Genomic DNA, 14,140 nt, shown 5'->3' with positions numbered 1-14,140 from the left:
GGCCGCGCCGGCGCCCACGCCGCCGGCCGCGAGCCCGCCGGGTCCGACGCCTCCGCCACCGCCACCACCGGCGGCCTGCAGGCCGGCAGAGGTCGGCCCGCCGGTCGGGTTCGTGCCGTTCGTGCCGATCGTGCCGGTGGTGTCACCGTCGGAGCTGATCGGGTCGAGCCCGGTCTCCGGGTCGGGCTCCGGCAGCTCGGGGTCGACGATCGTGACCTCCGGGTCCCGGGGGTCCGGGTCGGGGACCTCCTCGCCGTCCGGGTCGCGGTCGCCCCCGTCGCCGTCGTCCTCGTGGAGGACGAACCCGGTGTCGGGATGCACGGCGTAGCCGCCCGAGGTCGAGGGGGTCCTCGTCCCGGTCGGGTAGTCGCCGTCGCCGCCACCCGGACCCGAGGGTGCGTACGGCGTCTCGGACTTCGTCCTGGTCTCGATCGGCATCGTCGCGGTCGCCGTCTGCGTGTCGGTGCCGAGCTGGTCGAGGACCCGCTTGGCGGCCTGGTTGCGCTGCTCCCACAGGGCGTCCTCCGCGGCCGCGGCGGCCTCCGCGTCGGGAACGCTGTACGCGGCGCGGTTCTCGGCGGTCGGGAGGTAGGGCGCCGGGAGGCGGGTGTGCTCCGACGGGTCGACGTACGTCGAGATGCTCGCCACCTCGGAGTACCACGCGGACTTCGCGTCGGTGATGGCCGTGTGGACCTGCCCCAGGCTGGTGTCGACGTCGCCGACCTTGGCCGCGTGTCCGTCGAGGGTGGCGCCGAGCTTCTCGAGGGTGGACAGCGCGGCCTCGGCTGCCGGGCCGACCCAGCCACGTCCACCGTTGGGGGGTGCCTGGAGCTCGTCGCGCACGGTGCGCACGTCGCGCGCGAGGTCCTCGAGCTGGGTCTTCGCACCCTGCCAGTCCTCCTGGGTCAACCAGATGGACGCCGTGCTGGACGAGAAGACCTTGAAGAGCTGCCGCTCGAAGTGCTTCGCCTTCGGGTTGAGCGTGGGTCCGCCGCCCCCGTCGTCAATGACCGCCATGACCGTGCTCCTTCGTCGTGACCGCGAGCCCATCCGTCGCTGCCGTGGTGTCGTGGGCCTGTGAGGTGGAGGGGGGTGCGCCGTCGGCCCGGCCCGCCCGGCGTCGGAGGACGAGGACGAGCGCCGCGGCCACCAGCGCGAGCGCCAGGAGGCCGACGAGCACCCGTACCGGGGCGGACCCGCCCCGGTCGGAGCTGTCCCCCTCGGCCGCAGCGGGCCCGGCCGCGCCGGTGGGGGTCTCGCCGGGCGACGGAGACGCCGGGGTCGAGGAGGTGGGTGAGGGGGTGGGTGAGGAGCCGACGGCGGCGGCGATCTGCGCCGCGGTCGGTGAGACGACACCCGTGTCGACGACCATCGGGTTGGTGTCGGGGAGCGACGCCACGTCGAGCCTCACCGCGTCGGCGGGAGCGAAGATGCCGAACCCGTAGGACTCGGTCTTGCCGGTCGACGCCGGGAGGTTGCTGCCCACGCGCCGGAACCACGTGAGGTACTTCCCGTTCTCGGCGCGCAGCCCGATGGCGTCCTTGGCGGCCTGGAGGACCTGGTTGCCGGTGGCGTCGGGGTGCGCCGACCAGACGGCCGCGAGGCCCCCCGCCGTGATGGCCGTGGCCTGCGAGGCACCGTCGGCGAGGGCGTCGCTGCGCCATCCGGACGAGTCCGAGGCACCGGTGGCGACCTTGGTGCCCGGGGCCGCGAAGTCGAGCAGCGGGCTCTTGCGCAGGGCGCTGGAGTCGAGGTTCCCTGCGGCGTCGACGTGGGTCACCGTGACGACGCCGTTGCCGATCCCGGGCCAGAAGACGTTGCGCGTGTCGTTGTTGGTGGAGGCGACGACGATCGCCCCGGCCCGGTAGGCGTCGAGGAGCGCCTCGACGAGCGCGCCGTCGTAGTCGACCGACAGGCTGACGCTCAGAACCCTGGCGCCGTCCTTGACGGCCAAGCGGATGGCGCGGGCCGTGGCCGCACCCGACTGGTCCAGCCCCGTGTCGTCGAGGCGGCAGCCGTCCCCGCCCCCGTCGGTGGTGTCGGCGTAGAGCACCGCGTAGTGGCGCAGCGTGGCTCGTGGGGCGATCCCGGCGATGCCGCGCCCTCCGGCGGCGGTGCCCTTCCCGCTCCCGACGATGAGTGAGGCCATGCTCGTGGCGTGGTCCGCGCCGGCCCCCTTCGCCGTGGAGGACTGTCGCTCCCCTCCCTGCGTCAGGCACTCGGTGCTCGAGGCCGCGACCCGACCCGTCAGCTCGGGCACGCTCGCGTCGATCGGCCCGTCGATGACCGCCACCGTGACCCCCTGCCCGGCGCCGGTGCGGTGGAGCTCGTCGACGCCCATCGCCGCGCGCCACCACTGCCCGTCCTCCAGCGCGTCCGCGGAGGCCGAGGGCACGCCGACGAGGGTCGCGAGCGCCGCCGCTCCTGCGACGGCCAGGGCGGTCGCACGACGGAGGCGTGGTGGGCGGGCGGGCATCGTCACTGCGGGGGCGGCGTCTCGGACGTGGGTCCGCCCGTCGGGGGCGTGGGCCCGCCCGTCGGGACGGCGCCCTCGTCACGGGTGCTGCCGCTGCCGCCCTCGGGGACGACCTGACCCGGGGACGTCCCGGTCGTCGCGGCCTCCGCCGACTCGGCGGTCACGGCCGCGGTCTGCGCCGACTCCGTGGACGACGCCTGGTCGTGGTTCTGCGTGCTCGCGAGGGGTCCGTTCTCCCAGCGCTGCCACAGCTCGAGGAAGGCGGCCCCCGCCTGGTCGTCACGGTCCTGCATCTGCTGGGCCGAGGTCCGGATGCCCTGGGCGACCGCGTCGAGGTCGTCCTTGGCGCCACACAGCGTCTCGAGGTAGATCGTGCGGACCTCCTCGAAGACCGAGCCGTACGCGGCGAGCTCCGGCAGGTCGCCGAAGGAGTCCCGGTCCGCGATGGCGTCGCGGATCCTCCGGACGCCCTCGGTGGACTCGTCGGCCCACTTCGTCTGCCTGGTGTTGGCCAAGGTGTTCATGTACTCGGTCGGGTACTCGACCTCGTCGCCCGCCATCGCTGCCTCCCCGTCTCGCTCGTCACCGCGCCGCCGCGACACCCCGTCGCTGCGACGCAGTCCGTGCCGGCACCCCGGTCCTGGGATGCCGGCACGGCCCTACCTGTCCGTGACCGTGCGGTCAGGACCAGCTGTTCTTGTTGCGGAGCTCACCGGCGAGGTAGGCCTCCTTGGACTGCTCCACGGCCTTCTTGATGTCGAGGAGCAGCTCGTTGAGGTCGTTGACCTCGGTGCCCCACTTGCGCTTGACGTCCTCGAAGGCCCCCTTGGCCCCGGCCTCCCACTCGCCCATGTGGGGCTTGAGGTCGCGCTCCATCTCGTCGACCTTGCTGCGCAGGTCGGCCACGCCCTTGACCATGTCCCCGATGAGCGCGTCGAGCCCGCCACCGACGACCTTGATGTCCTGACCGCCACTCATCACTTGCCACCCATCTGCGAGACGTACTTGCTGAGCAGCTCGGACGACCCCTGGTCGTCCGCGGTGTACTGCTTGTCGTTGGAGATGAGGTTCTCGCGGAAGTTCTCGAGGATGTCGACGAGGTCCTGGGCCTGCTTCGTCCAGGCCACCTGGACGTTCTGGAAGGCGCCGGCGCCGGCACCCTCCCAGTGCGACTTCACCTGCTCCATCTGCCCCTGCAGCGTGCTCAGCTTGCTCTTGAGGTCGCTCTTGGACTGGTCGACGATGCTCGCGCTCTTGGCAATGGCGCCGGCGCCGACCTTGTGGCTGTCTGACATGTCACTTCCCTTCTCTCGTTGGCCCCTGGGGACCTCGGTGGTCCACCCGACCACTCATCGTGGTGGGACCCCGGCCTGTCGTTCCCCCGAAGTCCTGACACGGGAGACCATACGGGGGGAGTCCGGGCCCGCCAATGGGGAGAACTCCCCGGTCTATGCTCATGTCCGGTCTCCGCTGCGGCGGGGCAGACCAGGGCATGCACCACCGGGGAGGACCACACGTGAGTCAGAGCACGGCGACGTCGCTCGTCAGGCTGTCGGTGACGTCGGGGACCCGTCGCGCCGACCTCGGGATCCCGGGGTCCATCCCGGTGGCCGAGGTCATCCCCGACCTGGCCCGCGAGCTCGGCGTGCTCGACGCCCACTCCGCCAGCATGGGGTACCGCCTGGTCCGCTCGGACGGCTCCGCTGTCGAGAGTGACAGAAGCCTTGCGGCACAAGGGATCGAGGACGGCTCGGTCCTCGCACTCGAACCCAACCGACCCGACGGCGACAAGGTCTACGACGACGTCGTCGAGGCCGTCGCCGACCTGGTCGAGACGCAGTTCACGCCGTGGACCGCGGCCAACAGCGCCGGCACCGCCGTGGGCGCCGCGGTCGTCCTGTTCGTCGCCGCGGCCTACGCCCTCTTCACCGCCCGGGACAGCGGCCTGCTCATCGCCGCCCTCGCCGGCGCCTGCGCACTCCTGCTCGTCGGCGCGGCGGCGGTCCTCGCCCACGTCCGCGAGCAGCCCTCTGCCGCAGTCGCGCTCGCCCTCACCGCCGTGGCGTATGCCGGTGTGGCGGGATACGCCGCCGTGCCCGAGGCGCCCCTCTGGGGTGAGGGCCTCGTGTATGCCGGCGCGGCGGTCGCGCTCGTCGGCGTGCTCGGTGCCGTGGCCGTCACCCGCTCCCGCCTCCTCGTCGGGGCCACCGCCGTCGTCGGCGTCGCCCTGGCCGTGCTCGGCACGCTGACGCACCACGTCGGCTGGAGCATGACCGCCGTCGCCGCCGGGACGTTCCTCGTCGCGACGACGGCCGGCAACGTCCTGCCCTGGGTGGGCATCTCGACGAGCCGGCTCTCGACGCACCCGCCCAAGTCCGACCTCGAGATCTTCGCCGACACGCCCGAGGTCGAGCGCGAGGCGGTGCGCCGGCAGGTCGCGGCCGGCCACGAGCTCATGGTGGCCCTCGGGGTGGCGAGCGCCGCCGTCATGGTCCTCTGCACGCCCCAGCTCGTCGCCGCCGGGGTGACGGGTGCCCTCCTCGTCTTCGTCGGGTTCATCGCCACCCTGCTGCGCACCCGCCACAGCAGGACCCGCACCACGGTCCTCATCGCCATGGTGTCCGGGGTCTCCGGTGTGGCCGTCGCCGCCGTGAGCGCCGCCCAGGTCCACCCGGGCTGGCGACCGGCGCTCGCCCTCGGGCTGGCCGGTGCGGCGGCCGTCGTCGTCGCCCTCGCGCTCATCCTCCCGCGCACCCGGGTCCAGCTCGGCCGGATCGCCGACGCCGTCGAGGGCGTCGCCCTGGTCACGCTCGTCCCCCTGGCGGCCCTCGCCGTCGGGCTCCTCTGAGGTCGCGGCGTGGCCACCAAGAAGGACCTCGTCGACGCCCAGTCGTTCAGCAGGCGTCGCCTCACCACGGCGTTCGTCAGCGGCGCGCCCGGCGGGCGCGAGGTCGAGCCGCACCGGCCCATGAAGGCGGTCATCGGCGGGTTCGCCCTCACCGTCGTGCTCGTCATCGGGAGCCTGGCCTTCGGGTGGCTCAAGGGCTCCCTGCCCGACAACTGGGGCGACAACAAGCTCGTCATCGCCAAGACGAGTGGCGCCCGCTACGTCTCGATCAAGAAGACGCTGCACCCGGTCCTCAACACGACGAGCGCGCGCCTGCTCATCCCGGCCAACAGCTTCGAGGTCATCACCGTCGCGGACGACAAGCTCGCCACGAAGAAGCGGGGCAGCACCATCGGCATCCCCGGCGCCCCCGACTCGCTGACGCCCCCCGACTCCCTCACCAACTCCGGCTGGGTGTCCTGCCTCGGCGCCGAGAACGGCGTGGCCACCGCGGTCGGCGCCTCAGCGAAGAGCACCTCGACCGCGCCCGGGGCGGCGCTCGTCACCACGAGCGGCCAGACGTTCGTCCTCTCCGGCGGCCTGCGGCACCCGGTCGCCGCGGCCAACCTCTCCACCGTCACCATCGCGCTCGGTCTCGACGGACGCTCGCCGCAGCCCGCTCCGGCCGTCTGGACCAACCTCTTCGCGCTCGGCCCGGAGCTGGCCCCGCTGCTCATCCCGGACTTCGGGAAGCCGGCCGCCGGCCTCCCCCCGGGCGCCACCGTCGGCTCCGTGCTCGCCGTCGCCAACACCGGGCAGGAGGCCCGCCGCTACCTCGTCAACTCGCGCGGCGAGCTCGAGCCCCTGCCCGACGTCGCGCACGCGCTCTACCGGGTCGGCTCGGGCAGCAACACCGACGACCTCGCGGTCACCCCGGCGCAGGTCACCCGGCTGACGGTCCAGCAGCAGCGCATCGCCCCGCAGGCCTGGCCCACCGAGCTGCCGACCCTCGTCAGCGAGGCGCCGTGCGCGACGCTCACCTCGGCTCGTGGCAAGGAGCCCAGGGTCGCCCTGTCGACCTCGACGACGGTCAGGGCCGTCCCGGGGCGCACGAGCGCGACCGTGGACCTCGGCACCGGCGCGCTCGTCCGTGCGGTCGGCGCCGGCTCGGTCACCGCGGGCCCGCTGCTGGCGATCGACCAGACCGGCACGGCATACGCCATCGACGGGTCGACCCCGGACCTCCTCCAGCGCCTGGGCTACCAGGAGGGTGACGTCTCGCCCGTGCCGCAGTCCTGGGCAGAGCTCTTCCGCACCGGACCGGTGCTCAGCGTCAGGGCCGCGCAGACCACCGTGGCCGCCGCGTCGTGATGCGTCGCCGCACGGGCGCTGCCGGGCTGGTTGCCGTCGGCCTGCTCGCCGCCGGGGTCGTGGTGCCCGTGGCGACGCCGCTCGCCCACGCCGAGCCGCGCGCCTGCACCGAGAACCAGGTCCGCTACGTCGCCGAGGAGCCCGGGGGCATCGCCCGCCTCGGGGCCCGTCGCGCCTGGGGGCTGTCGACCGGCAAGGGGGTCGTCGTCGCCGTCGTCGACTCCGGGGTCTCCGCGACGAACGCGCACTTCCCGCGGGGGTCGGTCCTGCCGGGCCGCAGCTTCGTCGGGGGCCCCGCCACCACCGACGAGTCGAGCCACGGCACCGCCATCGCGGGCATCATCGCCGCCCGCGACATCGGTGAGCGGTCCGGTGTCGTCGGCGTCGCCCCGGACGCGCTGATCCTCCCGGTGAAGATCACCGGGGGTGAAGCCGGTGACGACGAGGCCCAGCAACGAGCGGCCAACCTCGCCCCGGGCATCACCTGGGCGGTGTCCGCCGGCGCCGACGTCATCAACCTCTCCCTGTCGACGGCCGCCGACCGCCCCGACGTCCGGGCCGCGGTGGCCGCCGCGGTGAGGGCCGGTGTCGTCGTCGTCGCCTCCGGCGGCAACCGCGACCAGGCCGCCGAGGTCAAGGACGGCCTGCGCTTCCCCGCCGCCAACCCCGGCGTCATCGGCGTCGCCGCGACCACGGGGTCCGACGTCGTCACCGAGGACTCCATCCACGGTCCGCACGTCGACGTGGCGGCCCCCGGTGACGACGTCGCCACGACGTTCCGGGCCTGGGGCGACTGCATCTTCTCGCAGGAGGGCCAGTCGAGCAGCTACGCGACCGCGTACGTCAGCGGGGCCGCCGCCCTGCTCCGCCAGCGGTTCCCGTCGGCGAGCCCGGCCGACCTCACCTACCGGCTCCAGGCCACGGCCTCCCGCGGCACCCGCACCGTGCGCGACGACGTGTCCGGCTGGGGCGTCGTCCAGCCCTACGAGGCGATGACCGCCACCTTCGACGACAGCGTCGCCGGGCCGGTCCGCCCCGGGGGAACGCCGCGGGCGTCCGTGGCGCCCCGGGTCACCACCGTCGACCTCACCCCCTCTCCGGACCCGCGGGCCGGCGACCGGACCACCGTCCTCTGGCTGCTCCTCGGCGTCGCCGTCGCCGTCCTCGGCCTCGGCATGGGCCGGATGCTCCGCGTGCCCCGCGGTTCCTGACCCCGCCTGACCCCGCCCGGCCCGCCCTCCCGGGCGAGCGGACGGCATACGTCGCGGGGAACCCGGTTGGGAGCACCCGTGACGTTCTGGGAGAATCACGCCCATGTCTGCTGACCTCACCCCATCTCGCGCTGCCACGATCCCCGAGCGCCCCTCGCTGGACGGCCTCGAGGACAAGTGGGGCCGGGTCTGGGCGGAGCAGCAGACCTACGCGTTCGACCGGGCCAAGGCGCTCGAGGGCAGCCGGGCAGAGGTCTTCTCGATCGACACTCCCCCGCCGACCGCGTCGGGCAGCCTGCACATGGGGCACGTGTTCTCGTACACGCACACCGACTGCATGGCCCGCTACAAGCGGATGGTGGGCCTCAACGTCTTCTACCCGATCGGGTGGGACGACAACGGGCTGCCGACCGAGAAGCGGGTCCAGAACTACTACGGCGTGCGCGGCGACGCCTCGCTCCCCCACGACCCGTCCTTCGTGCCGCCGCACCGCGGTGACGCCAAGAGCCTGCGCGCCGGCGACGCGATGCCGATCTCGCGCCAGAACTTCATCGAGCTGTGCGACGAGCTGACCGTCGAGGACGAGAAGGCGTTCGAGTCGCTCTTCCGCCGCCTCGGCCAGTCCTTCGACTGGACCATCTCCTACCGCACCATCGACGACCACTCCCGCGCCACGGCCCAGCAGGCGTTCCTGCGCAACCTCGCCCGCGGGGAGGCCTACCAGGCCGAGGCACCGGGCCTGTGGGACGTCACCTTCCAGACCGCCGTCGCCCAGGCCGAGCTCGAGGCGCGCGACTACCCCGGCGCCTACCACCGCGTCGCGTTCCACCTCGGGGACGGCGGCGCCGGCACCGAGCCCGTGTACGTCGAGACGACCCGCCCCGAGCTCATCCCGTCGGTCGTCGCACTCATCGCCCACCCCGACGACGAGCGGTATGCCGGCCTGTTCGGCTCCACGGTCCGCTCACCGCTCTTCGGGGTCGAGGTGCCCGTCGTGGCCCACCCGTTGGCGGAGATGGACAAGGGCGCCGGGATCGCGATGTGCTGCACCTTCGGCGACCTCACCGACGTCATCTGGTGGCGCGAGCTCCAGCTGCCCACGCGCTCGGTCATCACCCGCCAGGGCCGCATCCAGGCGGAGGTGCCCGCGTGGATCGCCTCCGGCCCCGGCGCCGGGCTGTTCGCCGAGCTGGCCGGGAAGACCGTGCACGCGGCCCGCGAGGCGGTCGTCGCAGCCCTCCGCGAGAGCGGCGACCTCGACGGCGAGCCCAGGGCGACCCAGCGCAAGGCCAACTTCTACGAGCGCGGTGAGAAGCCGCTCGAGATCGTCACGTCGCGCCAGTGGTACATCCGCAACGGCGGGCGCGACGCCGCCCTCAACGACAAGCTCGTCGGCCAGGGCCAGTCCGTCGACTTCCACCCGCCGTTCATGCGGGCCCGGTACTCGAACTGGGTCACCGGGCTCAACGGCGACTGGCTCGTCTCGCGCCAGCGCTTCTTCGGCGTGGCGATCCCCGTCTGGTACCCCCTCGACGCCGAGGGCGAGCCCGTGTGGGACCGGCCGATCGTGCCCTCCGAGGAGTCGCTGCCGGTCGACCCGGTCACGCAGGCACCCGACGGCTACGAGGAGTCGCAGCGGGGGCGGGCCGGCGGCTTCATCGGCGACCCCGACGTCCTCGACACGTGGGCCACGTCGTCGCTCTCGCCGCAGATCGCGGCCGGGTGGCGGCGGGTCGACGAGGACGGCGCGGTGACGACCGACCCGCTGTTCGACAAGGTCTTCCCGATGGACGTGCGGCCGCAGGGCCACGACATCATCCGGACGTGGCTGTTCGCCACCATCGTGCGCGCCTACTACGAGCACGGCACGGCCCCGTGGCGGAACGCCGCGATCAGCGGCTGGATCCTCGACCCTGAGCGCAAGAAGATGAGCAAGTCCAAGGGCAACGTCGTCACGCCCGAGGACGTGCTGCGCGAGCACAGTGCCGACGCGGTCCGCTACTGGGCGGCCTCGGGACGGCTCGGGACCGACGCCGCCTACGACGTCGGCCAGATGAAGGTCGGCCGGCGCCTCGCCATCAAGGTGCTCAACGCGTCGAAGTTCGCCCTGTCGTTCGGCGACGTGCGGGCCGACGCCGACCTCGCCGCGATGGTGACCGACCCGCTCGACCGGGCCCTGCTCGCCGGCCTGGCCGACGTCATCGAGAAGGCGACCGCTGGCTTCGAGTCGTGGGACTACACCCGCTCGCTCGAGGTGACCGAGACCTTCTTCTGGACCTTCTGCGACGACTACCTCGAGCTCGTCAAGGACCGGGCCTACGGCGCCAACGTCGACGACGCGGCGGCCGCCTCCGCGCGGGCGACGCTGCGCCTCGCGCTCGACTCGCTGCTGCGCCTCCTCGCGCCGTTCCTCCCCTACGTCACCGAGGAGGTCTGGTCGTGGTGGCACGAGGGCTCGGTGCACCTCACCTCCTGGCCGACCGCCGACGAGGTCCGGCTCGCCGGTGAGCCCGCCGACCCGGCGATGCTCGGGGCCGTCGGCGCCGCGCTGGCGACGGTGCGCAAGAGCAAGTCCGAGGCCAAGCTGTCCATGCGGGCCGAGGTGGCCCACATCGTCCTCGGGGGGCCCGAGTCGCTGCTCGACCACGTCCGTGCGGGCGAGTCCGACCTGAGGGCGGCGGGCAGGATCACCGGCTCCCTCGACTACGTCCCGGCGCAGACGTGGACCGCCAGCGACGTCGAGCTCATCCCCGTGGAGAAGCCCAAGCCACAGGCATGAGCGGCGGGCCGGTCGCGACGACACGACGGCTGAGGCCCGCAGCGACGGCCTGCGTCACGGCATACGCCGTCGTCTCCCTCGTGCACCTCGGAGCCCACCTCGGCGGACACCCTTCCCGACCTCGTCCCGGATTCGCTCGCCTTCGTCGCGCTCATGGGCGCGTTCCTCGTCGCCCACGCGTTCCTCGTCGCCACCTCATGGCGGTCCTCGCGACCGGCGTCCACCGGTGGGCCGGGGCCGGCGGCGTGCTGATCCTCGTGTCGGACGCCCTCATCGCGACCGGGGAGTTCGTCCCGTCGGTCACGGTGCCGCAGAGCGGGTTCTGGGTCATGGCGACCTGTCTCGGCGCCGTCCTCCTCATCGCCCTCGGGGTGCTCCGGCGGGACACGTCAGGCGCGTGAGGTCATCCGGGCGGCGGTGAGCCCCGGCTTGAGCGCGGTGACCGTGACCCTGCGGTGCCCGGTCGGCTGGACGGCGAACCACGGCACCTGCCACCCGCTGAGGGCGACGCGCCGCTCGACGACGGAGTCGCGCCGGAGGTGGTCGACGCGGCCGCTGCCCGGGTCGTAGACGTCGAGGCGCCGGTCGCCGTCACCGGGGAGCACGAGGACGACGTGCCGAGGCAGGCGGCCGTCGCCGATGTAGAGCAGACCGGGCTCGCCGTCGGCCACGACGTCGACGAGGCGGTCGAAGGCCTCGCGCAGGGCGGCCCGGGTCAGCGGCCGCAGGGTCGCGACGTCGTAGCGGGTGCCCTGCCGTGACGCACCGAGCTCGAGCTCGCGCCTCGCCCCCCAGGGCGGCGTGCCGAGGGCACGGGGCCACGGCAGGTGGGGGCGGTGGCGCGCGTCGAAGATGCCGTTGGTCCGCCGCATGACCACGCGTTCGTAGGCCGCGAAGCGCTCCTGCTCGTCGGCCCCGTGCGGTGAGCCGGGCAGGTGGGGCTCCCCCGTGCGCACCCAGCTGGCGAAGACGGGGTCGACGAGCATCCGGGCCACGGTGAGGCAGGCCGATCCACAGGTGACCGGGGACTGCTGCACCGGTCCGGTGTCTCCGGCGCGGAGTCGGTATGCCATGGCCACGACGCCATCCTCGCCCGTCAGGGTGTCGCGCCGCCACCCCTTCCGGCCGGCCGCGACCCGGGCGTCCGATCAGGCTCCTCACCCGGGCCGCTGGCATAGGCTCGGCGGGGTGAGGCGTCGTGAGTGGGGATGGGCGGGCGGCACCGTCGCCGCGCTGCTGCTCGCGGCCTGGGTCTCCGGCGCCGGGTCGGTCTCGGCCTTCACCGTGCCGGGGCAGAGCCCGCCGGCGACCAAGGAGTTCGGTGAGCTCGTCCAGCAGGAGACGGGAGACAACCGGATGCCGGGCGGGGCCGGTCCCGCGCTCGACGACAACGAGATCGTCGCCGCCGTCGTCGCCTGGACGCTGCGGGTCCTCCTCGTCCTCGTCGTCGTCGTCGCCCTGGTGCTCGCGGCACGCGCCCTCGCGAGCCGGCTCCGCCGCGACCCCGTGACCGTCAAGGACGAGGTCCGGGCCGGTCTCCTGCCCGACGTCCTCGTCGCAGGGGTGCGCGAGAGCGAGGCCCAGCTCGACCGCGGGACCTCGAGCGAGGCCGTTATCAACGCCTGGCTCACCCTCGAACGCAGCGCCCGGGCCGTCGGCATCGCCGACGACGAGGCCCGCACGCCGGCCGAGCTCGTCGCCGCGGTGCTCGACGAGCACGCGGTCGACCCGGCCGCCATCGAGCGGCTCGCCTCCCTCTACCGCGAGGCGCGGTTCTCGGAGCACCCCATCGGGGAGGAGCACCGCGCGCAGGCCCGCCGGGCGCTGCGCACGGTCCGGGAGGACCTCCTCCGGCCGCTGGCGGCGCTCGGCGAGGGGACCCGCCCGTGAGGGCACGCCTCCGGGAGCGCGTGCGCGGCCGCGAGCTCAACGCCGCGGTCGTCGTCGCGGCCGGGCTCGGGGTCCTCCTCATGCTCGTCCCGGGCCTCGACCAGCCCCTCCTCCTCCTCGCGTCGGCCGGGCTCCTCGTCGTCGCTGGTGCCCTGGCGACGTGGCTCGTCGGTCAGCGCGGGACGGTGGAGTGGACCACGAGCGCCGGGACCCCCACCCGGGTCCGGGGCAGCGACCGCCGGGTCACCGCCCTCACGCGCACCATCGACCGGGCCGTCGCGGGCGACGCCGTCGCCCAGCAGGAGCTCCATCAGACCGTGCACTCGGTGGCCCGGGCGCGGCTGACCCACCTCGGTCTCCCCGCGGACCTCGACGACGACGGGACGCGCGCCGCGCTGGGACCCGACCTCACGGCATACCTCGCCTCGTCTCCCCCGCGCCGCGTCGGGACCGACGAGCTCGCTTCGTTCATCACCACCCTCGAGGAGCACTGAGTGACCGCGACACCGTCCCTGACCGAGGTCTCCGACCTGGCCGCCACCGTCCTCGTGGCGGTCGAGCGCGCCGTCGTCGGCAAGCGCTCCAGCCTCGAGCTCGTCCTCGCCGGCGTGCTGGCCGGAGGGCACGTGCTCATGGAGGACTTCCCCGGACTCGGCAAGACGCTGGCCGCGCGCTCGTTCGCCCAGGCGCTCGGGCTCGACTTCGCGCGGGCCCAGTTCACCCCGGACCTCCTCCCGAGCGACCTCACCGGCGCGTTCATCTACGACCAGCGGGGGCACGAGTTCGTCTTCCGCCGTGGGCCCCTGTTCACCGAGCTGCTGCTCGCCGACGAGATCAACCGGACGCCGCCCAAGACCCAGGCCGCGCTGCTCGAGGCGATGCAGGAGGGCCAGATCACCGTCGAGGGCGAGACCTTCCTGCTCGCGCAGCCCTTCCACGTGCTCGCCACGGCCAACCCGGTCGAGTACGAGGGCACGTACCCGCTGCCCGAGGCGCAGCTCGACCGCTTCCTGCTGCGGGTCTCGTTCGGGTACCCCACCGCCGGGGAGGAGTGGGAGGTGCTGCGTCGCCGCCTCGAGCGACAGCAGGAGGCCCAGACGGTGCCGGCCGTCACCGACGCGTCCGGCCTCGTCGCGATGCAGCGGGCGGTCGAGACCGTCACCGTCGACGAGGGCGTGAGCCGCTACTGCGTGCGCCTCGCCGCGGCGACGCGGTCGCAGTCGAGCCTCGTCATGGGCGCCTCCCCGCGTGGCGCCCTCGCGCTCATGCTCGTCGCCCGGGCGTATGCCGTCATCCGTGGCCGTGACTTCGTCACCCCCGAGGACGTCAAGGCGGTCGCCCACGCCGCGCTGGACCACCGCGTCACCGTGCGTCCCGAGCTGTGGATCAACGACGTCACCGCGACGAGCGTCATCTCCTCCCTCCTGTCGACGGTCCCGACGCCGTCGCCGACGGGGCGAGAGGGACGCACCGGGTACGAGGGGCCGTGAGCGACGGCGAGGGCCGCGCCGCTGTGCCCGGGCCGGAGCGGCTCGAGGGTGTGGCGCCGGCCGACGTCGCCGACGCCGACGCCGACGCCGACGCCG

13 protein-coding genes and 1 pseudogene are annotated in these 14,140 nt (G+C 73.7%); 8 read left to right on the top strand and 6 right to left on the bottom strand.

Annotation, left to right across the window (positions count from 1 at the left end; all coding sequences use genetic code 11):
• The 5 genes and pseudogenes from N801_RS17220 to N801_RS17200 form a co-directional block, all read right to left on the bottom strand.
• Window positions 1-1,017: pseudogene (locus N801_RS17220) on the bottom strand (hypothetical protein); the annotation flags it as partial.
• The gene (locus tag N801_RS17215) at window positions 1,004-2,476 is read right to left on the bottom strand and encodes a S8 family peptidase (RefSeq protein WP_035940446.1); all 1,473 of its coding nucleotides are present in this window, start codon (window positions 2,474-2,476) and stop codon (window positions 1,004-1,006) included. The pseudogene N801_RS17220 and the gene N801_RS17215, both read right to left, overlap by 14 nt.
• A 2-nt stretch (window positions 2,477-2,478) precedes the next feature.
• Window positions 2,479-3,036, bottom strand: coding sequence for a hypothetical protein (locus N801_RS17210; RefSeq protein ID WP_035940445.1), 558 nt, complete (start codon window positions 3,034-3,036; stop codon window positions 2,479-2,481).
• 121 nt (window positions 3,037-3,157) lie between these two features.
• Entirely contained in the window at window positions 3,158-3,454 is a 297-nt protein-coding gene (locus N801_RS17205) for a WXG100 family type VII secretion target (protein WP_035940444.1), read from the bottom strand.
• Window positions 3,454-3,771, bottom strand: coding sequence for a WXG100 family type VII secretion target (locus N801_RS17200; protein WP_035940443.1), 318 nt, complete (start codon window positions 3,769-3,771; stop codon window positions 3,454-3,456). The genes N801_RS17205 and N801_RS17200 overlap by 1 nt, the downstream gene beginning before the upstream one ends.
• A gap of 221 nt (window positions 3,772-3,992) precedes the next feature.
• On the opposite strand from N801_RS17200, the gene eccD reads away from it, so the two are divergent.
• From eccD to N801_RS21635, 5 genes are all read left to right on the top strand, one after another.
• Window positions 3,993-5,324, top strand: coding sequence for a type VII secretion integral membrane protein EccD (gene eccD, locus N801_RS17195; RefSeq protein ID WP_052113250.1), 1,332 nt, complete (start codon window positions 3,993-3,995; stop codon window positions 5,322-5,324).
• 9 nt (window positions 5,325-5,333) lie between these two features.
• The gene (gene eccB / locus N801_RS17190; protein WP_035940442.1) at window positions 5,334-6,674 is read left to right on the top strand and encodes a type VII secretion protein EccB; all 1,341 of its coding nucleotides are present in this window, start codon (window positions 5,334-5,336) and stop codon (window positions 6,672-6,674) included.
• On the top strand, window positions 6,674-7,885 hold the full coding sequence (locus N801_RS17185; RefSeq protein ID WP_211254752.1) for a S8 family serine peptidase: 1,212 nt from the start codon (window positions 6,674-6,676) through the stop codon (window positions 7,883-7,885). The genes eccB and N801_RS17185 overlap by 1 nt, the downstream gene beginning before the upstream one ends.
• A 103-nt stretch (window positions 7,886-7,988) precedes the next feature.
• A complete protein-coding gene (valS, locus tag N801_RS17180; RefSeq protein WP_035940439.1) occupies window positions 7,989-10,664 on the top strand; it encodes a valine--tRNA ligase in 2,676 nt (891 codons plus the stop codon).
• Between the two features lie 197 nt (window positions 10,665-10,861).
• Window positions 10,862-11,065, top strand: a complete 204-nt coding sequence (locus N801_RS21635; protein WP_035940437.1) for a lysoplasmalogenase family protein — start codon at window positions 10,862-10,864, stop codon at window positions 11,063-11,065.
• Here the strand turns inward: N801_RS21635 and N801_RS17170 are convergent.
• Window positions 11,054-11,737, bottom strand: a complete 684-nt coding sequence (locus N801_RS17170; protein WP_052113251.1) for a hypothetical protein — start codon at window positions 11,735-11,737, stop codon at window positions 11,054-11,056. The genes N801_RS21635 and N801_RS17170 overlap by 12 nt on opposite strands.
• Window positions 11,738-11,852: 115 nt before the next feature.
• On the opposite strand from N801_RS17170, the gene N801_RS19960 reads away from it, so the two are divergent.
• From N801_RS19960 to N801_RS17155, 3 genes are read left to right on the top strand one after another with little or no spacing between them, the layout of a single operon-like run.
• Entirely contained in the window at window positions 11,853-12,554 is a 702-nt protein-coding gene (locus tag N801_RS19960; RefSeq protein ID WP_052113248.1) for a DUF4129 domain-containing protein, read from the top strand.
• Complete coding sequence (locus N801_RS17160; protein ID WP_035940436.1) at window positions 12,551-13,048, top strand: hypothetical protein; 498 nt, start codon at window positions 12,551-12,553, stop codon at window positions 13,046-13,048. Before N801_RS19960 ends, N801_RS17160 begins: the two co-directional genes overlap by 4 nt.
• Entirely contained in the window at window positions 13,049-14,044 is a 996-nt protein-coding gene (locus tag N801_RS17155) for an AAA family ATPase (RefSeq protein ID WP_035940434.1), read from the top strand. It begins immediately after the preceding gene.
• Window positions 14,045-14,140: the final 96 nt, after the last annotated feature.

Source organism: Knoellia aerolata DSM 18566 (genome assembly GCF_000768695.1).
Taxonomy (GTDB): Bacteria; Actinomycetota; Actinomycetes; order Actinomycetales; family Dermatophilaceae; genus Knoellia; species Knoellia aerolata.
The sequence above is the reverse complement of the archived record's forward strand: the minus strand, read 5'-3'. Positions and strand labels throughout refer to the sequence as shown.